The organism is Amycolatopsis sp. NPDC049159 (genome assembly GCF_040648295.1).
GTDB lineage: Bacteria > Actinomycetota > Actinomycetes > Mycobacteriales > Pseudonocardiaceae > Amycolatopsis > Amycolatopsis pretoriensis_A.
This window is the reverse complement of the sequence record NZ_JBEZDL010000021.1, coordinates 187,671-211,565: the sequence shown is the minus strand read 5'-3', so window position 1 is coordinate 211,565 and position 23,895 is coordinate 187,671. Positions and strand designations below refer to the sequence as shown.

The following is a 23,895-nucleotide window of genomic DNA, read 5'->3' as shown; positions in this document are numbered from 1 at the left end:
AGCCCCTCACGCGCCCGCGCCCGCCTGGGCTCGGGCCTTCTTGAACGTGTTGTGCAGCACCGCGAGCAGCGCGTCCCGCACCGAAAGCTTCTGCCGTGCGTCGAACGTGATCAGGGGGACGTCGTCGCCGACCGCGAGGGCCCAGCGGATGTCCTCCAGGTTGTGGCCGAGCGATCCGTTGAACATGTTCACCCCCACCACGAACGGCAGGCCGGCCTTCTCGAAGTAGTCGACCGCCGGGTAGCAGTCGTCCATGCGGCGGGTGTCCACGATCACCAGTGCGCCCAGCGCGCCGTGGACCAGGTCCTGCCACATGAAGCCGAAGCGGTCCTGGCCGGGGGTGCCGAACAGGTACAGCTTGACCTCGTCGTCGATCGTGATGCAGCCGAAGTCCAGCGCGACCGTCGTGGTGGTCTTGGCCGGGACGTGGCCGGTGCGGTCCACCGAAGCCGCCACCGAGGTGATCGCCGCCTCGGTCGTCAGCGGCTTGATCTCCGAGATGGCGCCGACCGCGGTCGTCTTGCCGACGCCGAAGCCGCCCGCGATGACGATCTTGACCGGGGCCGGCGGGCGGGCCGCCGGTTCAGTGAATGGCTTCGAGTCCACGAATGACCCTTTCGATCATGCCGAGGTCGTGCTTGTTGTGGTTGCCCGGGCGCCGGACGACGACGTACCCCAGCTCGGCGAGGTCGGCCACCAGCACGCGGGCGACGCCGATGTGGAGGCCGAGCATGGCGGCCACCTCGGCGACCGACATCGTGCTCCGGCAGAGGGAAACGATTTCCTGCCGCTCGAACGTGAGCTTCGGGTGCGAGGCCGCGCCCAGGCGGGACGTCATGACCTGCGCCTCGATCTCGAGGGTCTGGTCCACCGGCTGCGCCCGCCCCGAGGTCATCAGGTACGGCCGCAGCAGCGAGATGTCCGGCTCTTCGGCCATCACGCACCCACGGTGTTCTTGAGCTCCTCGATCAGGCCCGGCGTGAGGACTTCGGTGGCGCGGTTGGCGAACATCGCCATCTCGTAGGCGATCGTGCCGAGGCTGGCCTGCTTGTTGGCGAGGACGCCGAGCGAGCAGCCGATGCTGATGGTGCAGACCAGCAGGTAGCCGTGCTCCAGTTCGATGATCACCTTGTCCGGCGAGCCGAGCGGGTGGCTTTCGGAGACGCCGTGCGCGAGGCCGAGCATGGCGGAGGAGATCGCGGCGAGGCGGTCGGCGTTGGAGCGCTCGAGCTCCGAGGACACCGCGATCAGCAAGCCGTCGGCCGAGACCGCGATGGCGGCGATCGCGCCCGCGGTGTGCTGCGCGAAGCGGCTCACCAGCCAGTTGAAGTTCTGGGCTTCGACACTGACGCCAGGTGCGGGGATGCTCATTTCCTGCTCTCTTCTCCTCGTTCCATCACACGACCGGCGACCACGCCTTGGGGCGGGCTGTCTGCCGTAACCGCGTCCGCCTTGGCGAGGCCGGCGGCGAACGCGTCGAACGCCGCTCGCTCGGCCGCCGGGTCCCGCTTGCTGCGGTTGACGACGGCTCGGGCGATCGGCCGCCCCGCGGGCTGCTGGCGCAGGCCGGGGGCGAGCTGGGCACCGGGGACGCGGCGGACCAGGCCGTCCCGGGACTGCGGGGCCGCGGCGGCCGGCGCCACGGCGGGGACCGCGCCACCGGGCATCGCCGACTCCCCGGGAACGCGCACCGGCAGCGACGCGCCATCGCCCGGCAGCAAAGCTGCACTTTCACGTGAAAGTGCAGCGCCCAGGTCAGCACTTTCACGTGAAAGTGCGGGGGCGACGGGTGCGGTCACCACCGTCGGCGGGGCGGACGGCGGGTCGGTGTCCATCGCGCTGACCTCGGCGGCCCGCGCGAAAGCGCTCTGGAAGCCGTCCATGGCGAGCTTGGTCGCGTCCGGGTCGTGGCGCGGCTTGTCGTCGCCGGCCACCGCCGCCGTCGTGCCCGGGTCGGGCAGCTGAGCTCCGCGGACGCGGCGGCGCAGGCCACCCCGGGTCTCGGGCTCCGGCTCGGCGACGGGCGCCGCGGGCGGGTCGGCGGGTTCGGCGTCCGGCCACACCGGTTCGAGCTGGTTGAACCAGCGGAAGCCGTTGCCGTGGCCGAGCAGCGCCGGGATCGCCGGCGCGGGCAGTTCGGCCGGGCGCGCCACCGGCCGCAGTTCGTCCAAAGTGGACACGGAGGTCACCGCGACGGCTTCCGCCGGACGCGGTTTCGGCGTGGGCGCCACCTGCGCCGGGATCGCCGGCACCGGCTCGGTCTTCGGGAGCAGCCCGGTGCGGTGGCTGAACAGCGACGGCGGGACGGTCAGCCGCGCGGTCACGCCGCCGGTGGTCGGCGTCGCGAGCAGCTCGACGCCCAGGTCGTGGCGCCGGGCCAGGCGGCCGACCACGAACAGGCCGAGCACACTCGTCGGCGCCAGCTCGAGGCGTTCGCGCTCGACGAGCCGCTTGTTCTCTTCGGCCATCTTCTCCGCGGTCATGCCGATGCCGTGGTCGACGACGTTCACCAGGCACGAGCCGTCGTTGAGGATCATCGTGTCCACTTCGACCATCGACCCCGGCGGCGAGAACGACGTCGCGTTCTCCAGCAGCTCGGCGAACACCAGCACCAGGTCGGCACCGAGCGCCGAGGACAGCAGGATGTCGGCGACGACGCCGAGCTTGACCCGCTGGTAGTCCTCGATCTCCGCGAGCGCCGAGCGCAGGGCCGTGGACAGCTCGATCGGGCCGGCGATGCGGGTCTCGTCGCGGGTACCGGACACCACGAGCAGGTTGTCCGCGTTCCGGCGGAGGCGGGTGGAGAGGTGGTCGAGCCGGTAGAGGCTGGCCAGCAGCCGGGTGTCCTGCTCGTTGCGCTCGACCTCGTCGATCAGCGCCAGCTGGCGGCCGACGAGGTTCTGCGTGCGCTTGGCGACGTTCGCGAACATCAGGCCGGTGTTGCGCCGGGTGAGCGCCTGCCGCTCGACCAGCTCGGCCGCGGTGGTCTGGACCCGGTTGAACGCGGCGGCCAGCTTGCCGAGCTCGTCGCTCGAAACGACGTCGATGGTGGCCAGCCGCGGGACCTGCTCCTCGGCCTCCTCGGTGTCGGTCACGCGGACGAGCTCGGTGCCGGCGAGGTCGGCGACCGACGTCGCCGCCGTGGTCAGCCGCCGCAGCGGCTGCGCGATCGAGCGGGCGACCGCGACGGCGAGGAAGGCGACCAGCAGGAACAGCGCGGCCGCGCCGATGCCGACCGTCCAGGCCAGCCGGGTGCCGGCGTCGGCGCGGCCGGTCGCCGCGTCGGCGATTTCGCCGGTGACCTTCTCCTGCACCAGTTTCCGCTGCCCGGCCTGGGATTCCGACGCGCTCAGGACGTCGGCGACGTACTGGGTGGTCCCGGCCTCGCTGCGGGGGTTGTCGATCTGGGCGGCGAGGTCGTTGAGCCGGCGGCCCGCTTCGCTCTGCTCGACGTTGACGACCAGCGCGGACTGCGAGCGGTCGGTCTCGTCGTCGGCCTGCTGGACGAACCGGTCGGTGAAGATCGGCGCCTGCTGGGTCGCGTCGTCCAGGATGGACCGGCCGGCTTCGGGCGAAACCGCCGTCACGATCAACGCCATGCCGCGCAACGAGTTCTCCTCGTTCGCGCGCAGCAGCGCCTCCAGCGCGGTCAGCTCCCGCGTGCCTTCGGCGTCACTGGTCAGCTGCGGGACGAGCCGCAGCGAGTCGATCACCGCGCCGATCACCGCGTGGTAGGTGCGGGCGACGCTGTCGAGCGCGACGCCGCGGCGCTGCGCGTTCTGCCGGAGCTCGTTCAGCGAGCCGACCCGGGTCAGCGCGGCGGCCAGCTCGTCCGGCGCGTCGGAGCCCAGTGACGACCGCACGTTCTCGACGGCCGCGTTCACCGCCTTCTGCTGCTGCAGCATCTGGTCGGCGGGCATCGACGGCGTGGCGACGAAAGCGCCGGTCAGCAGCCGCTCGCGCTGCAGCTGCCAGACCAGGCCGCCGAGCTGCTGGGTGTGCCGCGCCACCGTCGCCGACTGCGTCGCGGCCACGGCGCTGCTCGCCTGCGTCAGCACGAACGGCACCGACACCAGCACCACCGCGACCAGCGGTGGCAGGAGCAGCAGGTTCAGCTTGCCGCGAATGCCGAGCCGGGTGAGAAAACCCCCGCTGCCCGTGCGTTCCGCGGTCGCCCCGCCGTGCTTCATCCCGCCACCTTCCCGTCTTGCGTTCTCACTCGACCGCGGCCACCCGGCTCACGTGGCTCCGGTGCTGCTCCCGGACCAGGTCCTCGATCCGGGCGCGCAGCGCGAGGAACCGCGGTTCGCGCTTCACCGCCAGGTCGCGCTCGGCGGGCAGCTCCACCTCGACGTCGGCGGCGATCCGCCCCGGGTCGGAGGCGAGCACGACCACCCGGCCGCCGAGGAACACCGCTTCCTCGACGTCGTGGGTGACCATCAGCACCGTCGTGCCCGTGTCGGCCCACACCTGGCGGATCAGCACCTGCATGTCCTCCTTGGTCTGGACGTCCAAGGCGCCGAAGGGTTCGTCCAGCAGCAGCACATCCGGCTCGCACGCCAGGGCGCGCGCGATCGCGACGCGCTGCTTCTGGCCGCCGGACAGCTGTTTCGGCAGCGACTTGCGCACGGTGGCCAGGCCGGTTTCGGCGAGGTACCAGTCGACCCGCTCGGCGCGCTCGGCCGCGTCGAGCGCGAGCAGCTCCAGTCCGAACGCGACGTTCTTCTCGACGTTGCGCCACGGGTAGAGCGCGCCGGACTGGAAGACGAGCCCGCGGTCCGGTCCGGGGCCGGTCACGGGGACGCCGTCGAGCACGATCTCGCCGTCGGTCGGCCGGTCGAGCCCGGCCACCAGCGACAGCAGGGTCGATTTGCCGGAGCCGCTCGCGCCGACGACGCAGACGAACTCGCCGCGCAGCACCTCGAGGTCCACGCCGTCGAGCGCGCGGGTCACCCGGCCACCGGCGTGGTAGTCCTTGGCGACGTTCCGCAGTTCCAGCGTCATGCCGCCCACTTCCCCACCTGCGTGCGCAGCAGGCGCAGCAGGACGTCGATGACGAGCCCGGCGACCCCGATGACCACCAGGACCGCGAAGATCTTGTCCGTCTGCAGGAACCGCTGCGCGCGGACGATCCGGTAGCCGAGGCCCGCCGAGGAGTTGATCAGCTCGGCGACGACCACGAAGTTCCACGCCGCGGCGGCGTTGACCCGGATCGCGTCGATCATGCCCGGTAGCGAGTGCGGCACGACGACCTTGCGCAGCACCTCGCCCCGGCGCGCGCCGAGCGTGTAGGAGACGTCGAGCAGCGAGGCCGGCACGCCGCGGACGACGTCGGCGGTCATCAGCGTGTTGAAGAAGACCGTCCCGATGAAGAGGATGGCGATCTTCGACGGCTCGCCGAGGCCGAGCCAGATGATCAGCAGCGGGATGAACGCGCTCGCCGGCAGGTAGCGCAGCAGGCCGATCAGCGGTTCGAAGAACGCCTGCCCCGCGGCGAAGGTGCCCATCAGGGTGCCGAGCGGCACCGAGACCAGCACGGCGAGGCCGAAGCCTTCGAGGACGCGCTGGGTGGTCGCCCAGAGGTCGTCGAAGAGCTCGCCGCTGCCCGCCATGTCGAGCCCGGCCTTGAGCACCGCGGCCGGGGACGGCAGGAACGTCGAGTCGACGGCGCCGCTGACGCTGAGCACGACCCACGCGAGGAACGGGATCGCGAACGACAGCACCGCCAGCGTCCAGCGGGCAGTCGCGGAAATGGGCTTGCGCAAGGAGAACAGCGCCGAGCCGGGCTTCGGCGCCGTCCGGCGGGGCAGCGGCGCCCAGGCGGGACGGCCCCGCCCGGACTCCTGCTGTTCGGCGAGCCGCTGCTCGGCTTCCAGTGCCTCGGCGGCCCGTTCGTCGGCCGGGCTCGCCGAGGTGGTGCGCTGGGTCGGACCGGTCACTGCGGCGCGGCCTTGACGAACTGGTCGTCGAACAACCCGTCGAGCGACGGCCGCTGCTGGGCGAGCCCGGTGTTCACGATGAAGTCGATGATCTTGTTCGCCTGGAAGTCTAGGTGCTGCGCGGTGACGCCGGGGGTGAACGCGTCGAGGTTCTGCTGGCGCGTGAAGATCGTGGTGCCGGCGTCGTAGGACTTGTAGTCGGCGTCGGAGACGCCACCGCGCTTGGCCATGATCCCGACGGCCGCGTCCTTGTTGTTCTTGATCCAGGTCAACGTCTCGAACCAGGTGTTGACCAGCGCCTGGACGTCCTTCGGGTGCTCCTTGACCAGCTTCTGCGACGTGACGAGGTGGTCCGGGATGGCGCCGGGGAACTCCGCCGACGTCGAGATCGCGCGGCTGCCGGGGCGCTCCAGCGCCTTCGAGGTGAACGGCGCGAACGCACCCACCGCGTCGACCTGGCCGGCGACGAACGCGGCCGCGGCGGCGTCGGTCGGCAGGTTGACGAGCTGGATGTCCTTTTCGGACAGCTTCGCCGCCTGCAGCGCGAGCAGCAGCAGGTAGTGGTCCACCGTGCCCTGCTCGACCGCGACCTTCTTGCCCTTCAGGTCGGCGATCGCGTTGATCCCGTCCCGCGCGATGATCTTGTCGTTGCCGGTGGAGTTGTCGTTCACCAGCACGATCGACAGCTTGGCGCCGCCGGACGCCGAGGACAGCGTGTCGTTGAGGGTCTGGCTGTTGGCGTCGATGGCGCCGCTGGAAAGGGCGTTGATGCTGTCGGTGTAGTTGTCGAAGTACTTGAGGTCGACGTTCACGCCGTTCTTGGCGAACAGGCCCTGTTCCTGCGCCACCTGCCAGGGGAACCACCCCGGCCAGGCGCTGAACCCGAGCGTGATCTTGCCGCCGCTGCCCGAAGCGGAACTGTCGCTGCACCCGGAGAGCGCGGTGACGCCCGCGAGGGTGAGCAAGGTGAGGAGCACCGTCAGCAGACGGGGTCGAGGACGGGAAATCACAACGAACTCCAGAGTGCGGGGGAAGTGGAGTGGTGCCGTACCTATCGGGGGAATTGCGGTGCTCGGGGCTACAGGTCGTGACGAAGCGGGGGCGGACAGGGCAGAGCTGCGCCACCGCGCACGGTCATCGCTGCTCTCTTCCAGCCGCACCTGATCGGGTCATAGCGAGAGAACGCGAGACAAGGATTACCCACCACGATGTGAAACGCGGCACTGAGCGTGCCAAGCCTGCCCACCCCTTGTCCCTCTCCCGGCGGACACCCTAGCGAGTGACACAAGATCACCACAACGCCCCAACAGTGCATCCGAACGAGTGACCATCAACCTTGTCAACCAGCAACATCAGCCCGGTTGAAGATCAACTTCGGAGAGATTTCTGTCGGCCGCCCGGCCAAGATCGGGTCGTGGACCGGCGTCGGCCGCGTGCAGTTGCACGGGCAGTAGTCCTCCGGCGTTACACCGCAGGACGTTGATCACCGAGCGCTACTTCGCCTCGTTGAACAATCGTCCAGCGTTTTCCGGCCACCGGAACGGGAGTCGAACAGGTGTACGATCACGCCGATACCGCATCGATCTCGGATCCGCGAATGATTCCCCGGTCGTTAACACGATCGAAACACGGTGGCGCATTTCGATCAATTGATAGATTTTGTCAGGTCGTAAACCGTCGTGCTCCCGGCGGTGACCGGTGCGAAGTTCTGCTCGACCCAGGCCTGGATTTCGCCGGCGGTCCCCCGGCCGCCCCCGAAGCCACCGCGCCCGCCCGCGACGTAGTAGTGGACGTCGCCGCTCGCGACGTACCGCTGGAACTGCTCGAGCGTCGGCGCCGGGTCGCTGCCGCTGAAGCCGCCGATCGCGAGCACCGGCCGTCCACTGGCGAGCGCCAGCCCGGCCGACTCCATCGCGCCGCTCTGCGCCGCGGCCCACTTCGTCGTCGTGCCCTTGAGCAGGTCGATCACCGCGGTGTCGGTCTGCCCGCCGCCGAAACCGCGCGCACCGCCACCGAAGCCGCGTCCACTCGCGACGGCCGGCCCGGACGACGGCGTCCCGCCCGAGTGCGCGGTCGCCGCCGTGGCCAGCGTGAAGGCGGACGTACCGAGCAGCGCGCCGCACAGGCCGAGCACGGCCACGACCGGGCCGAGCCGCCGGAGCCGGTCGGCGCCGAACAGCAGCGCGAGCACGGCGGCCGCGCTCAGCACGAGCAGCGCGTAACGCACCCACGGCTGCCAGTCCGGCGTCCGTGCGAGGAGCAGGAAACCCCACACCGCGGTCACGGCGAGCATGACGGCGAGCACCGCGCGGGCGGCGAAGTTCGCCCGGCCGCGCCACAGCTCCCGCGCGGAAATCCCCAGCGTGGCGGCGATCCCGGGCGCCAGCGCGACCGTGTAGTACGGGTGGATGATCCCGCTCATGTAGCTGAACACCAGCGCGGTGACGACCAGCCAGCCACCCCACAGCAGCAGCGCCGCCCGCGTCCGGTCGGTGCGCGGCGCGCGGCGGGTGAACCACAGGCCGGCGACCAGCCCGATGACCGCGGCGGGCAGCAGCCACGACGCTTCGCCGCCGAACTCGCCGCTGAACAGCCGCGTCAGCCCGGTTTCGCCCCCGAAGCCACCGCCGAAGCCGCGCCCGCCCGCGGGCAGTTCCAGCCCGGCGGGCGGCGTGACCGCCCCGCCACCGCCGCCACCGCGGCCTTCGCCGAAGATCCGGCCGAGGCCGTTGTAGCCGAACGCGAGTTCCAGCACGGTGTTGTCGGTCGAGCCGCTGATGTAGGGCCGGTCGGCGGCCGGCCACACCGCGACGACCGCGATCCACCAGCCCGCGGAGACGAGCACGGCACCGGCCGCGGCAGCCAGCTGCCAGATCCGGCGGCCCAGCGACGTCGGCGTCGCGACGGCGTAGGCGAGCACGAACGCGGGCAGCACGAGGAACGCCTGCAGCATCTTGTCGAGGAAGCCGAACCCGATCGCGACCCCGGCGAGCAGCAGCCACACCGTGCTCCCGCGTTCGAGCGCGCGCACGACGCAGTACGCGCCGGCGACGAGCAGCAGCACGAGGAAGGCATCGGGGTTGTCGTAGCGGAACATCAGCGCGGCGACCGGCGTCAGCGCGAGCCCGGCCCCGGCCAGCAACCCGGCACCCGGCCCGGACAGCCGCCGCACGGCGAGGTAGACCAGGCCCACCGAGGCGACGCCGGCGAGCGCGTTCGGCACGAGCAGGCTCCAGCTGGAGAAGCCGAAGAGCCGCCCGGACAACCCCATGACCCACAGCGAGAACGGCGGCTTGTCGACGGTGACGACGTTGCCGGGGTCGAGCGAGCCGAAGAACAGGGCCTTCCAGCTCCACGTCCCGGCCTGCGCGGCCATCGCGTAGAAGTCGTTGGCCCAGCCCGTTTTCGCCAGGTCCCACAGGTAGAGCAGCCCGGTGCCGAGCAGCAGCACGGCCACGGCCGGCTTGACCCACCGGGCTTCACGCGCGGCTTCGGGAGCGGGCTGGGCGAGCGCGGGCGCCGACAGCGTGGTCGTCATGGGCTTCACCGTGTCGGCGCCGCATGTGGTGAAGATGTGCCGAAGCTGTGCGTGCGCTGTGCATCCGCCCCGACTGGGTCACCACCCCGGCCCGCCCGCCGTGCACGCCGCTCTGAGTTCAGTCTCCCGAGGGGCTTCGATAGTCGATCGGCCGCTCGATGCCGTAGTAGCTGATGGGATCCACGGGAATCTCGTCGACCGTGCCGGTGGCCCGGCGGATCCAATGGACACCATGCCTGTCCGAACCTGAGATCTCTACACCTGCGCGCCCCTGCATGATACCGGTGTCAACGTTCATGACGATTTCCCACCTACCGGGCGGCAAGGCCGCGATCACCGCACAACGCTGATTACCGTACTCCGGCTCATCGTCCGACAACCACTCTTCGCCCGTACGAGGCGCCGCACCTTGGATAAAAACGGGGAAGACCACAACATTGAAGAATGGCTCGTTCGAGGTATTCAGCAGCTTCATGGGAAACTGAAGCTGGTCGTCCGCGCGGTGCGAAACGGGCCAAGCCGACAAGTGTGAGACATGCTCACGCCGCTCTCGCTCTGCGCGAGCACCAGCCTCGGCTCTCCCACGCCGCCCATCCCTGATGGCGATCCCGAGAGCGACAACGACCGCCGCGATGGTTCCGATCGCCCCGGCCCACTGCCCAGCGGCCCCCCACCACTCCGGCGTCCTCGGCCGGAAAAGCCAATTCCAAAATCCGTTGATCACCGCATTGAATACGATGTATACCTCGCCGCCGATCAGAACGACCAGCGCAAAGGTTCTCACACTTCGTAGCACACGCTCGGACACCGGCACGCCCTTCATTGATTTCTCGGCTCGGATGCACGCGCCCCAGAATCATACTGAGCGAAACGCCCTCGTGCCCGCGGCGAGCGGTATAGAGTTCGAGGCGAAACCCGTCACGAGGGCGTCGGCGCCGCCGGGAACGTGATCTCGAACTCCGTGCGGCCCGGCCGGCTCTGCACCGCCACCCGGCCGTCGTGCGCGCTGACCACCGCGGCCACGATCGCCAGCCCGAGGCCCGTGCTCCCCGCCGCGCGCGATCGCGAATTGTCGCCGCGGGCGAAGCGCTCGAAGACGTCCGGGAGGATGTCCGGGGGGATGCCGGGGCCGTCGTCGGCGACGCGGAGGCGGACCGTTCCGTCCGAAGTGGACAAAGTGGTTGTCACCGTCGTGCCCGCCGGGGTGTGAGTGCGCGCGTTGGCCAGCACGTTGATCACCACCTGGTGCAGCTGGCCCGCGTCGCCGCGCACGCCGATCGGCTCGCCGGGGACGTCCATCAGCCACTTGTGGTCCGGGCCCGCGACGTGCGCGTCCGCGACCGCGTCGGCCACCAGCCGGCACAGGTCCACCCACTCGTGCACCACCTGGCGGCCGGAGTCCAGGCGCGCGAGCAGCAGCAGGTCCTCGACCAGCGTCGTCATCCGGCGCGACTCCGACTCGACGCGGCTCATCGCGAACGCGACGTCCGGCGGCACCTGCTCGCCGCTGCGGCGGGTGAGCTCGGCGTACCCGCGGATCGCCGCCAGCGGCGTGCGGAGCTCGTGGCTCGCGTCCGCGACGAACTGGCGGACGCGGTTCTCGCTCGCGTGCCGCGCGGTGAGCGCGTTCGCGACGTGCTGCAGCATCCGGTTCAGCGCCGAGCCGACCTTGCCGACCTCGGTGTTCGGGTCGGTGTCGGGTTCCGGGACCCGTTCCGACAGTGCTACTTCACCGCGGTCCAGCGGCAGCTCGGACACCCGCGTCGCGGTCGCGGCCAGCCGGTCGAGCGGCTTCATCGTGCGCCGGATCGTCGCCGCGCCGACCGCGCCCGCGACCAGGATCCCGGCGAGCGCGACGCCGCCGAGGATGAACCCGAGCCGCCACAGCGTTTCGTTGACGTCCCTCAGCGGCAGGCCGATGACCGTGCGCTCGCCGCCGGGCGACGCGGTCGACAGGACGCGGTATTCGCCGAGGCTGCCGCCGAGGTCGACGGTGTGCGGCTTGCCGTCGGCCGCCAGCGTGAGCAGCGTCGTCACCTGGTCGCGGCTGATCGGCTTGAGCGGTGGCCGTCGCTTGCCCTGCCCGGTGGCGGTGGGGACCGCGCCGGCGGTGAAGTCCAGGACGCTCGCCCGGACCAGCCCGGCGCTCACCGTGACCGCGAGGGTGCCGTCGCCCTGCCCGAGCACCCGCAGCGGGTCGGGCGGTGGCGTGTCGCCGTACACCCAGGGCGGGGGCTCGCCGTTGTGCTTGCCGCGGTCGTTCGTCGCGGCCAGCCGTTTGTCCTGCTGGCCGACGAGGAACTCGCTCAGCGCGAACTCCGTGACCACGCCGACGACCAGGCACACCAGCGCGAGCAGCGCGGCGAGCTGGACGATCAGCCGCCGCCGCAGCGACCACGGCCGCCGCGTCCGGAACCGCCGCCGCTCAGCCCGCTGGCTTGAGGACATACCCGGCGCCCCGCATGGTGTGGATCATCGGCTCGCGGTCGGCGTCGATCTTCTTGCGCAGGTAGGAGATGTAGAGCTCGACGATGTTGGCCTGCCCGCCGAAGTCGTAGCTCCAGACGCGGTCCAGGATCTGGGCCTTCGACAGCACGCGCTTGGGGTTGCGCATGAGGTAGCGCAGCAGCTCGAACTCGGTCGCGGTCAGCGGCACCAGGTCGCCGCCGCGGTGCACCTCGCGGCTGTCCTCGTCGAGGGTGAGGTCGCCGACGACCAGCTGCGACCCGCTCGCGCCGGTGACGCCACCCGCGCGGCGCAGCAACGCGCGCAGCCGCAACGCGACCTCTTCGAGGCTGAAGGGCTTGGTGACGTAGTCGTCGCCGCCCGCGGTGAGCCCGGCGATGCGGTCCTCGACCGCGTCCTTCGCCGTCAGGAACAGCACCGGCAGGTTCGGCGCCTCGGACCGCATGCGCCGCAGCACTTCCAGCCCGCTGAAGTCGGGGAGCATGACGTCGAGGACGACGGCGTCGGGGCGGAAGTCGCGCGCGATCCGGACGGCCTCCGTGCCGTCGCCCGCGCTGCGCACCTCCCAGCCCTCCATCCGCAGGGCCATCGACACGAGCTCGGCCAGCGTCGATTCGTCGTCGACCACGAGCACCCGCACCGGACTGCCGTCGGCCCGGCGCAGGTCGGCCTTGCCAGGGCCGGGTGACGTGGCGTTCATAGCGGTCATGGTGCCACCTTCCCGGCTCGCCGTCAGTGTTCGCTGTGCGGTCGCTGTGCGTTCCCTGTGAGAGTTCGCCCGGTCGAGGCACAGCACCCGCTGACGCCCCGCACAGCTCAAACACAGCCTCGGCGGCGAACCTGATCTCCGACCAGTGTGGGCACCACCGGAGGACACGATGACGACCGAGCCGACGCCGAACACGCCACCCCAGGGCGAACCGGGCCCCGCCAACTGGGGCGACCCAGCACAGGCAGCGCCGAAGAAGGGCTGGTCCGGCAAGAAGACGGCGATCGCGGCCGGCATCGCGGTGGTCATCGCGGCCGGCGGCGGCGCGGCGATCTGGGCGGGCACCAGCAGCGCCGACAACACCGCGCAGGGCCCCGGCGGCTTCGGCGGTCCGGGCGGCAACGGCCAGTTCCGCGGCCAGGGCATGCCGGGCGGCGGTTTCGGCGGTGGGCTGGCCGCGGTGCGCGACGCCCTGCACGGCGACTTCGTCGTGGCCGACCCGAACGGCGGCTACACGACCGAGCGCCTGCAGACCGGCGACGTCACCGAGCTGAGCGCGACTTCGGTGACGCTGACCAGCAAGGACGGCTACAAGCAGACGTACACGATCGGCTCGTCGACGCAGAAGACGGGCGACGTGAAGCAGGGCGCGACGAACGTGACGGTGGTGGCGAAGGTCGAGGGCCAGACGGCGACGGCGACAACGCTGGGCCAGGGCTTCGAAGGCCAGCGCCAGCCAGGCCAGCGCCGCGGCGGCGAGTACTCGGGCCGCCCCACGAACTGACCGACCCAGCTCACCCCGAGCGCCCCGATGTGGCGTTGGGTGCGCTCAATGCACCGAACGCCACATTGGGGCGTTTCGGCGCCGACGGCCCTCCTGCCAGGGTTCGCCCCGATGCCGCGTACCCCTCCCGCCGCATCGGGGCGTTCCCGCCCACTCGCCCGCCGCTTGCGGCAAAGTGGCGGGTGTGCCGGACATCCGGGGGTCGCTGAGGCGCCAGTCGCTGCTGGTCGCGCTCGTCTGCGTGGTCTGCGACGCCGCCCTGTTCACCCTGCGCGGCTCGCTCGGCGAATCGGGCTGGCGGGGCTGGGCGGTGCTGCTCGGCGGCATCGCCGTCAACGCCGCGCTCGCCGGCGCCGCCCGCCACTCAGGCTGGGTCGCGCTCGCGCACGCGCTCCTGTTCGCCGGTGCGCCGCTGCTGCTCTGCACCTGCCAGGGGTACGTCATCGGCAACAACGCCGGGATCCTCATCGCCGGCTACCGCGCCGGGGCCTGGCTCCGGCCGAAACCCGCCGTCCTCGCCCTCCTCGCCCTGCTCCTCGGCGTCACCGCCGGCTGCATCGAAGGCGGCGGCCGGACCGCGGCCGACTGGCGGCTGACCGCCATCAGCGTCAGCGTCAGCGGGCTCCTGCCGTGGCTGGTCGGCCGGTACACGACCGCCCGCCGCGCCTACATCGCCGACCTCGAACGCGAAGCCGACGAACGCCGCCAGCACGAGGAAGAGGCCGTCAAGCGGGCCGTCCTCGAGGAGCGCACCACGATCGCGCGCGACCTCCACGACGTCATCTCCCACCACGTCAGCGCCATCGGCGTGCACGCCGGCGCGGCCCGGCTCGGCCTCCCCGAGGGCGCCGAACCGGTGCGCAAGTCCCTCGGCGCCGTCGAATCCGCCAGCCGTTCGGCGATGGCCGACCTGCGCCGGCTCCTCGACCTCCTGCACGCGGAAACCCACGCCGGACAACCCGGCCTGGACAACCTGGACGAGCTGGTCGAGACCGTCCGCGCGGCCGGCCTCCCCACCCGGCTGACCCTGCGCGGCGAGCCCCGCGAACTGCCGGGCTCGCTCGACGTCGCCCTGTACCGGATCGTCCAGGAGGCCCTGACCAACGCGCTGCGCCACGGCGAAGGCCCGGTCGAGGTGGAGCTGAACCACGGCCGCACCGAAGTCGTGCTCACGGTGACGAACGGCCTGCGCCCGGACCGCGGCACGCACGACGAGCACGCGCACCGCGGCCTGGCGGGGATCCGCCAGCGCGTCACCCTGTTCGGCGGCCAGGTCTCCTACGGCGAAGCCGGCGGGCACTGGCAGCTGCGCACGACCTTCCCGGTGGAGAGCACATGATCCGCGTCCTGCTGGCCGACGACCACGCGATGTTCCGCTCCGGGATGCGCGCGCTGCTCGACACCCAGCCCGACTTCACCTGCGTCGGCGAGGCGTCCGACGGCCGCGAAGCCGTCGCCGAGACCGCGCGCCTGCGCCCGGACGTCGCGGTCCTCGACGTCCGGATGCCCCGCCTCGACGGCCTCGCCGCGACCGAAGCGATCCTCGCCGCGCCGGGCAACGACACGCGTGTCCTGGTGCTCACCACGTACGACGCCGACGAGTACGTCTACCGCGCGCTGCGCGCCGGGGCGAGCGGGTTCCTGCTGAAGAGCCTGGCGCCGGAGGAGCTGGTCGCGGCGATGCGGGTGGCCGCGCGCGGGGACGCGCTGATCGACCCGTCGGTGACGCGGCGGCTGGTCGCGAAGTTCACGTCGGTGCTCGAACCCGCGGCCGCCGAACCACCCGAGCTGGCCCGGCTGACGTCCCGCGAACGCGAAGTGCTGCTCCTGCTCGCCAACGCCTGCAGCAACGCCGAGATCGCGCGGCGGCTGCACGTCGGCGAGGAGACGGTGAAGACCCACGTGTCGCGCGTGCTGAGCAAGCTCGGGCTGCCCGACCGCGTGCACGCCGTGGTCTACGCCTACCGCAACAAACTCGTGCCGGACGGGCGACCGGCCTAAGCTGAGCCGATGAGGCGGTGGATCACCTTCGCGATCGGGGTCGTGCTCGTGCTGGTCGGCGCCGTCTGGGTGCTGCAGGGCATCGGCGTGATCACCGGCAGTTTCATGACCGGCCAGAAGCTGTGGTTCCTGATCGGGCTCGCCGCGTTCCTGGTCGGCGTGGTCCTGGTCGCGGCCAACCTGACGCGGCGGCGCAAACCTACTTCGTGAAGATCTCGAAGATCGGATAGCCCGGCGCGATCTCGCGCAGCTTTTCGTCCGAGGCCTTGGCGTCGACGCCGTCGAAGAACACGCCGACCTCGAACTTCCAGCGCTTGAGGTACGCGCGGAGGATGCCCGGCTTCTCGTCGTCGGCCAGCTCCCGGAACGTGAACGCCTCGACGCGCTTGCCGACGCGCAGCGTGCCTTCGCCGGCGAAGCGCAGGTTCCGCACCCACTGCGTCTCGCCGCGCGGGGCGACGAGGTAGCGGACGCCGTCGACGGTCAGCAGGTTGACCGGCACCGACCGCGGCTCGCCGCTCTTGCGGCCGACGACGGTCAGCACCCGGCTGCCCCAGACGCTCACGCCCATCCTGGTCAGCTTCGCGACCAGCTCGTTGAAGGCGTTGGTGGACTTCTTCGGCTCGATGTAGCGGGCGGCGGTCATGGCGTCCTCCGGAAGTTTGGGAGAGCACTGCTCTCGACTAAGAGCAGTGAACACCCGAGCACTGCTCACTGTCAAGAGCACTGCTCTCGATTTTGTGCGCCGCTCTCGTCGTGGCACACTGATCGCATGACCGCGACCCGGACCGCCCGCGAACGCGCCCGTGCCGAACTGACCCAGGAGATCAAGGACGAAGCCCGCCGCCAGCTCGCCGACGTCGGCGCGCACGGGCTGTCGCTGCGCGCGGTGGCGCGTGAGCTGGGGATGGTGTCGTCCGCGTTGTACCGGTACTTCCCGAGCCGGGACCGGCTGCTGACGGACCTGATCATCGACGCCTACAACGCCATCGGCGAGGCCGCGGAGCAGGCGGACCCCGGCAAGGGCGAGCCCCGGGAGCGCTGGCTGGCGATCTGGCACGCGACCCGCGAGTGGGCCCGCGCGCACCCGCACGAGTACGCGCTGATCTACGGCTCGCCGATCCCCGGTTACCAAGCGCCGCAGGACACCGTCGCCCCGGCGGCCCGCGTCGCGCTCGCGCTGGTCAAGGTGCTCACGCACACGGAACTGCGGGCAGTCGGCGAGGTCCCGCCCGAGCTGCGCGCCCAGGCGGAAGCGCTCACGGAGGTCCTCGGGATCGTCGCCGGCCCGGAGACGGTGGCCCGCCTGCTGATGGCGTGGACCCAGCTGTTCGGCGCGATCAGCTTCGACCTGTTCGGCCAGTACGTCGGCAGCGTCGACCCGGCGGACGCGTTCTTCGCCCACTCGGCGCTGCGCATGGCGGAGTTCGTCGGCCTCTAGCCCGGCGCCGCCACGGCCGGGCGCGTTCCGCACCCACCCCGCGCGGCCGAGGTCACCGGCCCCAGCCCGCCCACCGCGGCCGTCCCCCGCCGGACCCGTCCCGCACCCACCCCCGCGCGGCATAGCCCGGCGCAGCTCACCCACCACCAGCCGACACGATCCGCGCTCCGCGCAGCCGGGTTCGCCGGCCTCCAGGCGGTACCGTCACGCCAGAGGTCAACGGAAAGGCGGGGCGACGTGACGGGGTGGGCCGGGAAGGTCGGCAGGATCCGGGTGATCGGGACCGGGGTGATGGGCCGCGGGATCGGCCAGCTCGCCGCGACCGCGGGGGTGACCGTCGAGCTCGCCGACGTCCGGCCCGAGGCCGTCGCGCAGGCGATCGAGTTCGTCGGCGGGATGATCGACAAGCTGGCCGCCAAGGGCAAGCTGACCGAAGACCCGCGGGCGGTGAAGGACCGGCTCGTCGCGGTCGACGCGCCCGCCGCGCCGGCCGACGGGGTCGACCTCGTCGTCGAAGCCGTGCGGGAGAACCTCGAGACCAAGCGGGCGCTGTTCGCCGACCTCGAGCGCGTCTGTCCACAGGAGACGGTGTTCGCGACCAACACCAGTTCGCTGTCGGTCACCGAGATCGCCGCCGGGTTGGCCGAGCCCGGCCGGCTCGTCGGGCTGCACTTCTTCAACCCGGTGCCGCTGATGCGCCTGGTCGAGGTGGTGCCCGGCGCGCGCACGTTCGACTGGCTGCCCGGCCAGGCGCTCGAGCTGGTGCGCGGCTGGGGCCACGAGCCGGTGCTGGCGAAGGACGCGCCCGGCTTCCTGGTCAACCACGCCGGCCGCGGCCTGAACACCGAGGCGCTGCAGATCCTGGCCGAGGCGCTGGCCGAGCCCGCCGACGTCGACCGCGTCGCCCGTGACGTGCTCGGCCTGAAGCTCGGCCCGTTCGAGCTGCTCGACCTCACCGGCCTCGACGTCTCCCACGCCGTCCTGGAAAGCATCTGGAGCGGCTTCCACGGCGACCCGCGGCTGCGGCCGTCGTGGCTGACCCGGCCGCGCGTCGCCGCCGGGCTGTTCGGGCGGAAGAACGGCGAAGGCTTCTACTCCTACGACGACGGCAAACAGCGGGTCGCCGACGAGCCGGCCGCGCCGCCGAAGCCGACGAGCCCGGTGTTCACCGCGGACGAGCACCTCGCCCGCACGCTTACCACGGCGGGCGTGCACGTGGTGTCCGACGCCTACCCGGACGCCGTCCTGCTCGTGCCGCTCTACGGCGAGTCCACAGTGGACGCCGCCACCCGCGCCGGGCTGCCGCTGGACCGGACCACCGGCGTCGACCCGCTCGGCGGCTACGAACGCCGGCTGACGATGTCGGTCCACCCCGGCCTCGACCCGGCGGCGGGCCGCGCCGCCTGGGGCGCGCTGGCGGCGACCGGCCACCCGGTGACCGTCGTGCGCGACGGGCCCGCCCCGATCGCCCAGCGCCTGCTGGCCTCGATCGTCAACACGGCGTGCTTCATCGCGGGCCAGCACCTCGCGACCCCGGCGGACATCGACACGGCGGTCCGCCTCGGCCTCGGCTACCCCCGCGGCCCCCTGGCCTGGGGCGACCTCGTCGGCGGCGACGTGGTGCTGCGCATCCTGCGCGGCCTGGCCTCGACGACGGGCGACCCGCGCTACCGCCCGAGCCCGTGGCTCACCGAGCGCGTCGCACTCGGCCTTCCCCTCACCTCAACCGGAACCACGCCCGCGGAGCTGCTCGGCTAGCGACACCGAAAAGGCGGGCCGCCCCCGGAGTTCCGGGGACGGCCCGCCTTTCACCGATCAGTTCACCAAGGACGGTCGACCGCTCCGCCCGCGAGCGTGAACGTGATGTAGCCGCCCTGGAAGTCGCTGCGGTACACCCCGTTCGTCACGTACTCGTCCGTCGTCGGGTAGCGCAGGTAGGACCGCTCCCACCCGAGCGCCGCCCACTTCTTCCGGATCTCGCCCTTCACGGCGTGCGCACCGGTCGCCACCGAGTAGTAGATCGAGTGCCCGAGGCTGAAGTGGTTGTACCGCCCGACCCCGTCCGGCGTCGCGCCTTCGTCGGTGATCGGGAACCCGAGCCCGCGCTCGTACCCCAGCTCCGCCCACTTCTTGCGGATCTCGCCGAAGATCGCGTGCGCGCCGTCCGCCGCCGTGTAGTAGATCGAGCCGACGTTGCCGCCCTTGACGAAGTGGTTGTACCGGCCGACGCCGTCCGGCGTACCGGCCTCGTCGGTGGTCGGGTACCCGAGCCCGCGCTCGTAGTCCAGCGCCGCCCACTTCTTGCGGATTTCACCGTAGAGCGCGTGCGCGCCCGTCGCCGCCGTGTAGTAGATCGAACCCACGTTGCCGTTGTTGACGAAGTGGCTGTACTGCGCCACCCCGTCCGGCGTGGTCGCGGTGTCCGACGTCGGCGGGCCGAGGACGCTGTGGCCGCCGAACGCGACGTACTTGTCGAGCACCGGGCCGGTCACGTACTTCGTGCCGCCCACGGCGCTCCAGTACAGCCGCCCGTTCGCGTAGACCCGGTAGTGGACCGGGCCGTCGGTGACCTCGGGCGCGGTCGGCGCGCCGAGCTTCGCCTGCAGCGCCGGGTCGGCGTTGTAGCGCTGGTCGATCGGCGTGGCGTAGTTCGCCGTCAGCGTCATGTCGCTCGTGCCGACGGTGATGATCCACTTGTTGTCGACCGGGCCGCCCTGCCAGCCGGTGAACGTCGAAACGCCGTCGATGGCCAGCGACTCGGCCACGACGTCGAACGACGCCCCTTCGGTGACGAGCGCCGTGTTGGCGTTGTTCGCGACCGAGATCTTCAGCACCGCGGGCTGCGTGCCGACCAGCGTGACGCGGTGCCGGCGCGGCCACGCCGTGTACGTCTTGGACGTCGTGACGCCCGCGCTGTCGGTCACCGTCGCGGTGAACTCCATCCGCGAATCCGGGTGCTCGGTGAACGGCGCCGCGAAGCTCGTCCCGGTGCCGCCGTCGCCCGGGTGCGAGTGGCAGGTCGCCTCACTGGGGCAGTGCCGCACCGCCGTGGTCCAGGTGATCGGCAGCGTGCCGTCTTCGGCGTCGGTCGCGGTGGCGCCCAGCGAAACCTGCTGGTCGACCGCGAAGGTCGCGGAATCACCCGGCGTGGTCAACGTGATCACCGGGGTGTGGTTGCCCGGCGCGACCGCGATGCTGGTCGTGTCGGCGGCACCCAGCGGGTCCCGGACGGTCAGCTTCGCGGTGAACGACTCGGTGCCCGCCGCGTAGGGGTGCGACACCTTCGGACCTGCGTCGGTGAGGGTGGCGCCGTCGCCGAAGTTCCAGTCGTACTTCAGCGTGTCGTTGTCGTAGTCGACCGAAGCGGAACCGTCGAACGTCACCGTGCGGGTGTCCGGGTCGGTCACCGACGTGGCCTTGGCGACCGGCGCGGTGTTGCTGGCCGAGTAGCTCAGGCGACGCAGGTTGCCGGTCAGGATGTCCGCGTAGACGATGTCGCCGTTCGGCGCCGCGGCGAACTTCACCGGGCCGCCGATGTCGGTGAAGACCGGCGGGTTCTCCGGTGCCTGCGTGAGCTGGCCCTGCTTGTCGTAGCGCATCGTCCAGATCTTGTGCGTCACGTAGTCGCCGAAGAAGTACGAACCGCGGTACGCCGCCGGGTAGCTGGATCCGTTGTAGACGACCCCGCCGCTGACGCTGTTGCCCTGCATGATGCCGTTGCCGTGCTGGTACTCGAAGATCGGCGGCTGGTTCGCCACGCCGGCGCAGCCCGCGAGGCCGCTGAAGCCCGGCGTCGGGTGGTTGCCTTCCCAGCACGGCCAGCCCTGGTTGGCGCCGCGCTGGACGACGTCGACCTCTTCCCACGCGTTCCAGCCGACGTCCCCGGCGACCGGCAGCCCGAGGTTCTGGTCGATGCTGAACCGGAACGGGTTGCGGAACCCGCGCGCGAACACCTTGCTCGCGGTGGAGCCCGGGTTGGTGGCGTCGTAGTACGGGTTGGTCGGCACCCCGCTGCCATCGGCGGCGAGGTGGAGGATCTTCCCGTACGGCTGGTTGATGTCCTGGGCTCGCAGCGAACCCGGGTCGGCCTGCCGGAAGTCGCCGTTGTCGCCGATGGACAGCCAGAGCGTCCCGTCGGTGGCGGCGACGACCTCGTCGAGGCCGTGCACGTTGAAGATGCCCGGCACCTCGAACAGCGTCTGCTCGCCGGTCAGCCCGCTCGGCACGCCCGCCGCGTCCACGGTGACCGTGAACCGCGCCATCCGCATCACGAAGCCGCTGGTCTGGTTGATCGACCGCGTCAGGTAGATGGTGTGCGACGTGGCGTAGTCCGGTGCGACGGCCAGCCCGACGAGGCCCAGGTCCTCGTTGGTCCGGACCGGCAGCTTCGCCAGCAACTGGCCGGCCGAGCCATCGGCCGACAGCCAGCGGACCGTGCCGTTCTTGCCGGTGACCAGCATCGAGTTGTCCGGCAGGTACCCGAAGTCGGTGAGTGGTTCTTGCCCCAGTCCGGAGCTGGTGTCCCGCAGCACGAACCCCTGCGGGAGCGCAGTCGCCGCCGTCGCCACCCCCGTGGCCACGACGGGCAGCATCGCCCCGGTCAATACTGCCGCCACCAAGGCGTGACGGAGTGCGCGAAGTTTTCGCAAGGCCATTTGGCCCCCCTTCCCAAACGATCACTTATCGTCTGAACAGGGGGGCCAGTTGCACTCGGCAGAATGAATTTATCGGACTGTGACCTACTGTCCGTATTGGCTGATAACGCGTTACGGGACCACCTGCACGACGTCACCGACGTGCAGGGTGTTGAAGAACTTCAGGGACGCGGCGGCCGACAGGTGGATGCAGCCGTGCGAGTACACCGAGAGGCTGCCGGTGTGGAAGGCGTCGCCCGGGTAGAAGAACACCGAGTTCGGCATCTCCGCGTTGTCGAATTCCTTCGACAGGTGCATCTTTTCCTTCGACAGCACGTGGAACGTGCCGGTCGGGGTCGGGTTGCCCTTGCGGCCCGGCAGCATCTTCACCGGCCCGTAGACGACCTTGCCGCCCTGCAGCAGCCACGCCTGGTGCGCCGAGATGTCGACGCAGGCCGCGGTGCCCGGCGCCGCGGCCGCCGCCGCGCACGGGACACCCGGGTTCGCCGCGGGCGCCGGCTTCGGCTTGGGCTTCGGCTTGGTCGTGGTGGGAGCCGGCTTCGACGTCGTGGGCGTCGGCGCCGGGGTCGCGCTCGACGTCGCCGGGGTGGGCGTCGGGGTCGGGGTGGCGCTCGACGTCGTCGGCGTCCCGCCGCCGGTCCCCGCGGCCGCGACGGCCCCGCCGCCCGCGTTCGGCCCGCCGGCCGCACCCCCGCCACCGGAACAGGCAGCCAGCACGAAGGCGGTGGCCAGCGCGGCCGCTCCCGCCAGAAGCCTCTTCACGTCCGGTACCCCCAGTGTCTCGATCATCGCGTTTGGACATCGGTAAAGACGGTGCTCACCCGGTCGAGGTTCGTCGGTGAAGGTCACGATTTGGGTCAACCCGGGGGTTGAGGCCGGAATCCACCCGGGACCGGCCCCCACGCCGACGAAACCGGGCCGCCGTTCGCCGAGGCTGGGAGCACCCGACGAACCGAGGAGCCGCCAGCCATGCCCACCGCAGCGAACGTCCTGCTCTACGCCGCCATCGCCGTGCTCGTCTTCTACCGGGTCGTCTACCGGCAGGTCCGCGGCACGCTGCTCGACCGCAAGTCGCTGGTCACGCTGCCGCTCGTCCTCACGGCGGTGGGTGCCTACCTGACGCTGAAAGCGCTGCCGGGCGCGTCCGCCGGCGAGTTCGGCCTGCTCGCCGCCGACCTGGTGGCGCTCGCCGGGCTGGGCGTCCTGCGCAGCACGACCACGACGCTCACCGAGCGCGCCGGCACGACGTTCCAGAAGGGCTCGCTGGTCACGGTCGGGCTGTGGGCGCTGACCGTCGCGGCCCGGATCGGGCTGGTGGCGCTCGGGACCGCGCTCGGCGTCGCGGGCCCGCTGACCACTGCGTCGATCGCGCTCACCCTCGGCGTCAGCATCGCGGTGCAGAACGCGACGACCTACCTGCGCGTCCAGCGCCGCGGCCTGCCGCTGGCCGACCGGCGCCCGGCGGCCCTCAACCGCTGACGCGCCCCAGCATCCGCGCGTACATCCGGCCCGGGCTGGGCACCGACGCCGGCACCAGGAACCCGGGCAGCGGCGGCAGCCCGCCGACGAACCCGCCGAGCCGCTCGTACAGCTCGGCCGCGCCGGACGGCCGGGCCTCGGGCTCCTTCGCCAGCACTTCGGCGAGCAGGGTGTTGAGCTGCTTCGGCACCCCGCGCACCGGCGGCGGCAGCTCCTTGACCTGCCGTTCGAACACCGCGTACGCCGTGGGCCCGTCGAACAGCCGCCGCCCGGTGAGCATCTCGTGCAGCACGCAGCCGAGCGCGTAGAGGTCGCTGCGCGGTTCGGCGCCACCCCGCTGGATCTGCTCGGGCGCCATGTACGACGGCGTCCCGAGCAGCTGCCCGGCCCGCGTGAACTGCGCCGCGTCGGCTTCCCGCAGCACGGCGAGCCCGAAGTCCATCACCTTCACACCGCCGTCGGGCCCGAGCATCAGGTTGGACGGCTTGAGGTCGCGGTGGCACACCGCGAGCGCGTGGGCGGCGGTCAGCACCGCGCACGCCTGCGCCGCGATCGCCGCGGCCCAGGGCACCGGCAGCGGCCCGTGCTCGGCGAGCAGGTCGGCCACGGTCACGCCTTCGACGAACTGCATGACCTGGAACAACCGGTCGTCGTGGGTGCCGTAGTCGTAGAGCGTCGGCACGCCGGGGTGGTCGAGCGTCGCCAGGATCCGCGCCTCGCGCGCGAACCGGGCTTCCAGCTCTTCGTCGCGGCCCGGCAGCCGGAGCAGCTTGATCGCCACGCGCCGGCCCAGCCTGCGGTCGAACCCGCCGTGCACCGCGCCCATCCCGCCGCGGCCGAGCGGCAGCTCGTCGAGCTCGTAGCGGTCGGCGATCAGCATCCG

The 23,895-nt window shown here is 71.5% G+C and carries 22 protein-coding genes; 7 read left to right on the top strand and 15 right to left on the bottom strand.

Annotation, left to right across the window (positions count from 1 at the left end):
- Nucleotides 1-6: 6 nt before the first annotated feature.
- The 11 genes from AB0B33_RS34780 to AB0B33_RS34730 all read right to left on the bottom strand — a co-directional run bounded on the left by AB0B33_RS34780 (nt 7) and on the right by AB0B33_RS34730 (nt 12,652).
- The gene (locus tag AB0B33_RS34780) at nt 7-606 is read right to left on the bottom strand and encodes an ATP/GTP-binding protein (protein WP_247017129.1); all 600 of its coding nucleotides are present in this window, start codon (nt 604-606) and stop codon (nt 7-9) included.
- Nucleotides 584-937 carry a DUF742 domain-containing protein gene (locus AB0B33_RS34775; RefSeq protein WP_247025460.1) on the bottom strand — a complete coding sequence of 118 codons (354 nt, stop codon included), beginning with the start codon at nt 935-937 and terminating at the stop codon, nt 584-586. Before AB0B33_RS34775 ends, AB0B33_RS34780 begins: the two co-directional genes overlap by 23 nt.
- A complete protein-coding gene (locus AB0B33_RS34770; protein WP_086861817.1) occupies nt 937-1,371 on the bottom strand; it encodes a roadblock/LC7 domain-containing protein in 435 nt (144 codons plus the stop codon). Before AB0B33_RS34770 ends, AB0B33_RS34775 begins: the two co-directional genes overlap by 1 nt.
- The gene (locus AB0B33_RS34765) at nt 1,368-4,190 is read right to left on the bottom strand and encodes a nitrate- and nitrite sensing domain-containing protein (protein WP_360779715.1); all 2,823 of its coding nucleotides are present in this window, start codon (nt 4,188-4,190) and stop codon (nt 1,368-1,370) included. The genes AB0B33_RS34770 and AB0B33_RS34765 overlap by 4 nt, the downstream gene beginning before the upstream one ends.
- Before the next feature lie 25 nt (nt 4,191-4,215).
- Nucleotides 4,216-5,004, bottom strand: a complete 789-nt coding sequence (locus AB0B33_RS34760) for an ABC transporter ATP-binding protein (RefSeq protein WP_247017125.1) — start codon at nt 5,002-5,004, stop codon at nt 4,216-4,218.
- The gene (locus AB0B33_RS34755) at nt 5,001-5,939 is read right to left on the bottom strand and encodes an ABC transporter permease (RefSeq protein ID WP_360779710.1); all 939 of its coding nucleotides are present in this window, start codon (nt 5,937-5,939) and stop codon (nt 5,001-5,003) included. The genes AB0B33_RS34760 and AB0B33_RS34755 overlap by 4 nt, the downstream gene beginning before the upstream one ends.
- Complete coding sequence (locus tag AB0B33_RS34750; RefSeq protein ID WP_315863239.1) at nt 5,936-6,949, bottom strand: ABC transporter substrate-binding protein; 1,014 nt, start codon at nt 6,947-6,949, stop codon at nt 5,936-5,938. Before AB0B33_RS34750 ends, AB0B33_RS34755 begins: the two co-directional genes overlap by 4 nt.
- Nucleotides 6,950-7,584: 635 nt before the next feature.
- Nucleotides 7,585-9,477: a glycosyltransferase family 39 protein gene (locus tag AB0B33_RS34745; protein WP_360779707.1), complete on the bottom strand. Its 1,893-nt coding sequence runs from the start codon at nt 9,475-9,477 to the stop codon at nt 7,585-7,587.
- 118 nt (nt 9,478-9,595) lie between these two features.
- Complete coding sequence (locus tag AB0B33_RS34740) at nt 9,596-10,285, bottom strand: hypothetical protein (protein WP_360779704.1); 690 nt, start codon at nt 10,283-10,285, stop codon at nt 9,596-9,598.
- A 110-nt stretch (nt 10,286-10,395) separates the two neighbouring features.
- Nucleotides 10,396-11,925 (bottom strand): HAMP domain-containing sensor histidine kinase, encoded by a 1,530-nt coding sequence (locus tag AB0B33_RS34735; RefSeq protein ID WP_360779701.1) that lies wholly within the window; start codon nt 11,923-11,925, stop codon nt 10,396-10,398.
- Complete coding sequence (locus AB0B33_RS34730; RefSeq protein WP_281506212.1) at nt 11,903-12,652, bottom strand: response regulator transcription factor; 750 nt, start codon at nt 12,650-12,652, stop codon at nt 11,903-11,905. The genes AB0B33_RS34735 and AB0B33_RS34730 overlap by 23 nt, the downstream gene beginning before the upstream one ends.
- A 169-nt stretch (nt 12,653-12,821) precedes the next feature.
- Between AB0B33_RS34730 and AB0B33_RS34725 the strand changes: the two genes are divergently transcribed.
- The 4 genes from AB0B33_RS34725 (at nt 12,822) to AB0B33_RS34710 (ending at nt 15,647) form a co-directional block, all read left to right on the top strand.
- Nucleotides 12,822-13,436 (top strand): hypothetical protein, encoded by a 615-nt coding sequence (locus AB0B33_RS34725; protein ID WP_360779698.1) that lies wholly within the window; start codon nt 12,822-12,824, stop codon nt 13,434-13,436.
- Nucleotides 13,437-13,620: 184 nt separating this feature from the next.
- The gene (locus AB0B33_RS34720; RefSeq protein ID WP_360779695.1) at nt 13,621-14,775 is read left to right on the top strand and encodes a histidine kinase; all 1,155 of its coding nucleotides are present in this window, start codon (nt 13,621-13,623) and stop codon (nt 14,773-14,775) included.
- The gene (locus AB0B33_RS34715) at nt 14,772-15,437 is read left to right on the top strand and encodes a response regulator transcription factor (RefSeq protein WP_247017111.1); all 666 of its coding nucleotides are present in this window, start codon (nt 14,772-14,774) and stop codon (nt 15,435-15,437) included. The genes AB0B33_RS34720 and AB0B33_RS34715 overlap by 4 nt, the downstream gene beginning before the upstream one ends.
- Nucleotides 15,438-15,446: 9 nt before the next feature.
- Nucleotides 15,447-15,647, top strand: a complete 201-nt coding sequence (locus AB0B33_RS34710) for a hypothetical protein (RefSeq protein ID WP_247017109.1) — start codon at nt 15,447-15,449, stop codon at nt 15,645-15,647.
- On the opposite strand, the gene AB0B33_RS34705 is transcribed toward AB0B33_RS34710, so the two are convergent.
- Nucleotides 15,637-16,083, bottom strand: a complete 447-nt coding sequence (locus AB0B33_RS34705) for a nitroreductase family deazaflavin-dependent oxidoreductase (RefSeq protein WP_247017107.1) — start codon at nt 16,081-16,083, stop codon at nt 15,637-15,639. The two genes, AB0B33_RS34710 and AB0B33_RS34705, sit on opposite strands and share 11 nt — an antisense overlap.
- Nucleotides 16,084-16,209: 126 nt before the next feature.
- Here AB0B33_RS34705 and AB0B33_RS34700 point away from each other — a divergent pair, with 126 nt between their 5' ends.
- Together AB0B33_RS34700 and AB0B33_RS34695 are read left to right on the top strand one after the other, a co-directional pair.
- The gene (locus tag AB0B33_RS34700) at nt 16,210-16,878 is read left to right on the top strand and encodes a TetR/AcrR family transcriptional regulator (RefSeq protein WP_247017105.1); all 669 of its coding nucleotides are present in this window, start codon (nt 16,210-16,212) and stop codon (nt 16,876-16,878) included.
- A gap of 237 nt (nt 16,879-17,115) precedes the next feature.
- Nucleotides 17,116-18,636, top strand: coding sequence for a 3-hydroxyacyl-CoA dehydrogenase (locus AB0B33_RS34695; RefSeq protein WP_360779690.1), 1,521 nt, complete (start codon nt 17,116-17,118; stop codon nt 18,634-18,636).
- A 62-nt stretch (nt 18,637-18,698) separates the two neighbouring features.
- Here AB0B33_RS34695 and AB0B33_RS34690 read toward each other — a convergent pair whose 3' ends face one another.
- Both AB0B33_RS34690 and AB0B33_RS34685 read right to left on the bottom strand, forming a co-directional pair.
- Nucleotides 18,699-21,533, bottom strand: a complete 2,835-nt coding sequence (locus AB0B33_RS34690; protein ID WP_360779687.1) for a PQQ-dependent sugar dehydrogenase — start codon at nt 21,531-21,533, stop codon at nt 18,699-18,701.
- 111 nt (nt 21,534-21,644) lie between these two features.
- Nucleotides 21,645-22,295, bottom strand: a complete 651-nt coding sequence (locus AB0B33_RS34685) for a L,D-transpeptidase (RefSeq protein WP_360779684.1) — start codon at nt 22,293-22,295, stop codon at nt 21,645-21,647.
- 207 nt (nt 22,296-22,502) lie between these two features.
- On the opposite strand from AB0B33_RS34685, the gene AB0B33_RS34680 reads away from it, so the two are divergent.
- Nucleotides 22,503-23,012 (top strand): hypothetical protein, encoded by a 510-nt coding sequence (locus AB0B33_RS34680; RefSeq protein WP_360779681.1) that lies wholly within the window; start codon nt 22,503-22,505, stop codon nt 23,010-23,012.
- Here AB0B33_RS34680 and AB0B33_RS34675 read toward each other — a convergent pair.
- Complete coding sequence (locus AB0B33_RS34675; RefSeq protein WP_247017095.1) at nt 23,002-23,892, bottom strand: serine/threonine-protein kinase; 891 nt, start codon at nt 23,890-23,892, stop codon at nt 23,002-23,004. The genes AB0B33_RS34680 and AB0B33_RS34675 overlap by 11 nt on opposite strands.
- Nucleotides 23,893-23,895 lie beyond the last annotated feature (3 nt).

Bases quoted from the DNA above. Each gene is read 5' to 3' on its own strand.
- AB0B33_RS34775 (WP_247025460.1), bottom strand. From the start codon at position 937: ATGGCCGAAGAGCCGGACATCTCGCTGCTGCGGCCGTACCTGATGACC.
- AB0B33_RS34770 (WP_086861817.1), bottom strand. From the start codon at position 1,371: ATGAGCATCCCCGCACCTGGCGTCAGTGTCGAAGCCCAGAACTTCAAC.
- AB0B33_RS34765 (WP_360779715.1), bottom strand. From the start codon at position 4,190: ATGAAGCACGGCGGGGCGACCGCGGAACGCACGGGCAGCGGGGGTTTT.
- AB0B33_RS34760 (WP_247017125.1), bottom strand. From the start codon at position 5,004: ATGACGCTGGAACTGCGGAACGTCGCCAAGGACTACCACGCCGGTGGC.
- AB0B33_RS34745 (WP_360779707.1), bottom strand. From the start codon at position 9,477: ATGACGACCACGCTGTCGGCGCCCGCGCTCGCCCAGCCCGCTCCCGAA.
- AB0B33_RS34735 (WP_360779701.1), bottom strand. From the start codon at position 11,925: ATGTCCTCAAGCCAGCGGGCTGAGCGGCGGCGGTTCCGGACGCGGCGG.
- AB0B33_RS34730 (WP_281506212.1), bottom strand. From the start codon at position 12,652: ATGACCGCTATGAACGCCACGTCACCCGGCCCTGGCAAGGCCGACCTG.
- AB0B33_RS34725 (WP_360779698.1), top strand. From the start codon at position 12,822: ATGACGACCGAGCCGACGCCGAACACGCCACCCCAGGGCGAACCGGGC.
- AB0B33_RS34715 (WP_247017111.1), top strand. From the start codon at position 14,772: ATGATCCGCGTCCTGCTGGCCGACGACCACGCGATGTTCCGCTCCGGG.
- AB0B33_RS34710 (WP_247017109.1), top strand. From the start codon at position 15,447: ATGAGGCGGTGGATCACCTTCGCGATCGGGGTCGTGCTCGTGCTGGTC.
- AB0B33_RS34705 (WP_247017107.1), bottom strand. From the start codon at position 16,083: ATGACCGCCGCCCGCTACATCGAGCCGAAGAAGTCCACCAACGCCTTC.
- AB0B33_RS34700 (WP_247017105.1), top strand. From the start codon at position 16,210: ATGACCGCGACCCGGACCGCCCGCGAACGCGCCCGTGCCGAACTGACC.
- AB0B33_RS34690 (WP_360779687.1), bottom strand. From the start codon at position 21,533: ATGGCCTTGCGAAAACTTCGCGCACTCCGTCACGCCTTGGTGGCGGCA.
- AB0B33_RS34680 (WP_360779681.1), top strand. From the start codon at position 22,503: ATGCCCACCGCAGCGAACGTCCTGCTCTACGCCGCCATCGCCGTGCTC.
- AB0B33_RS34675 (WP_247017095.1), bottom strand. From the start codon at position 23,892: ATGCTGATCGCCGACCGCTACGAGCTCGACGAGCTGCCGCTCGGCCGC.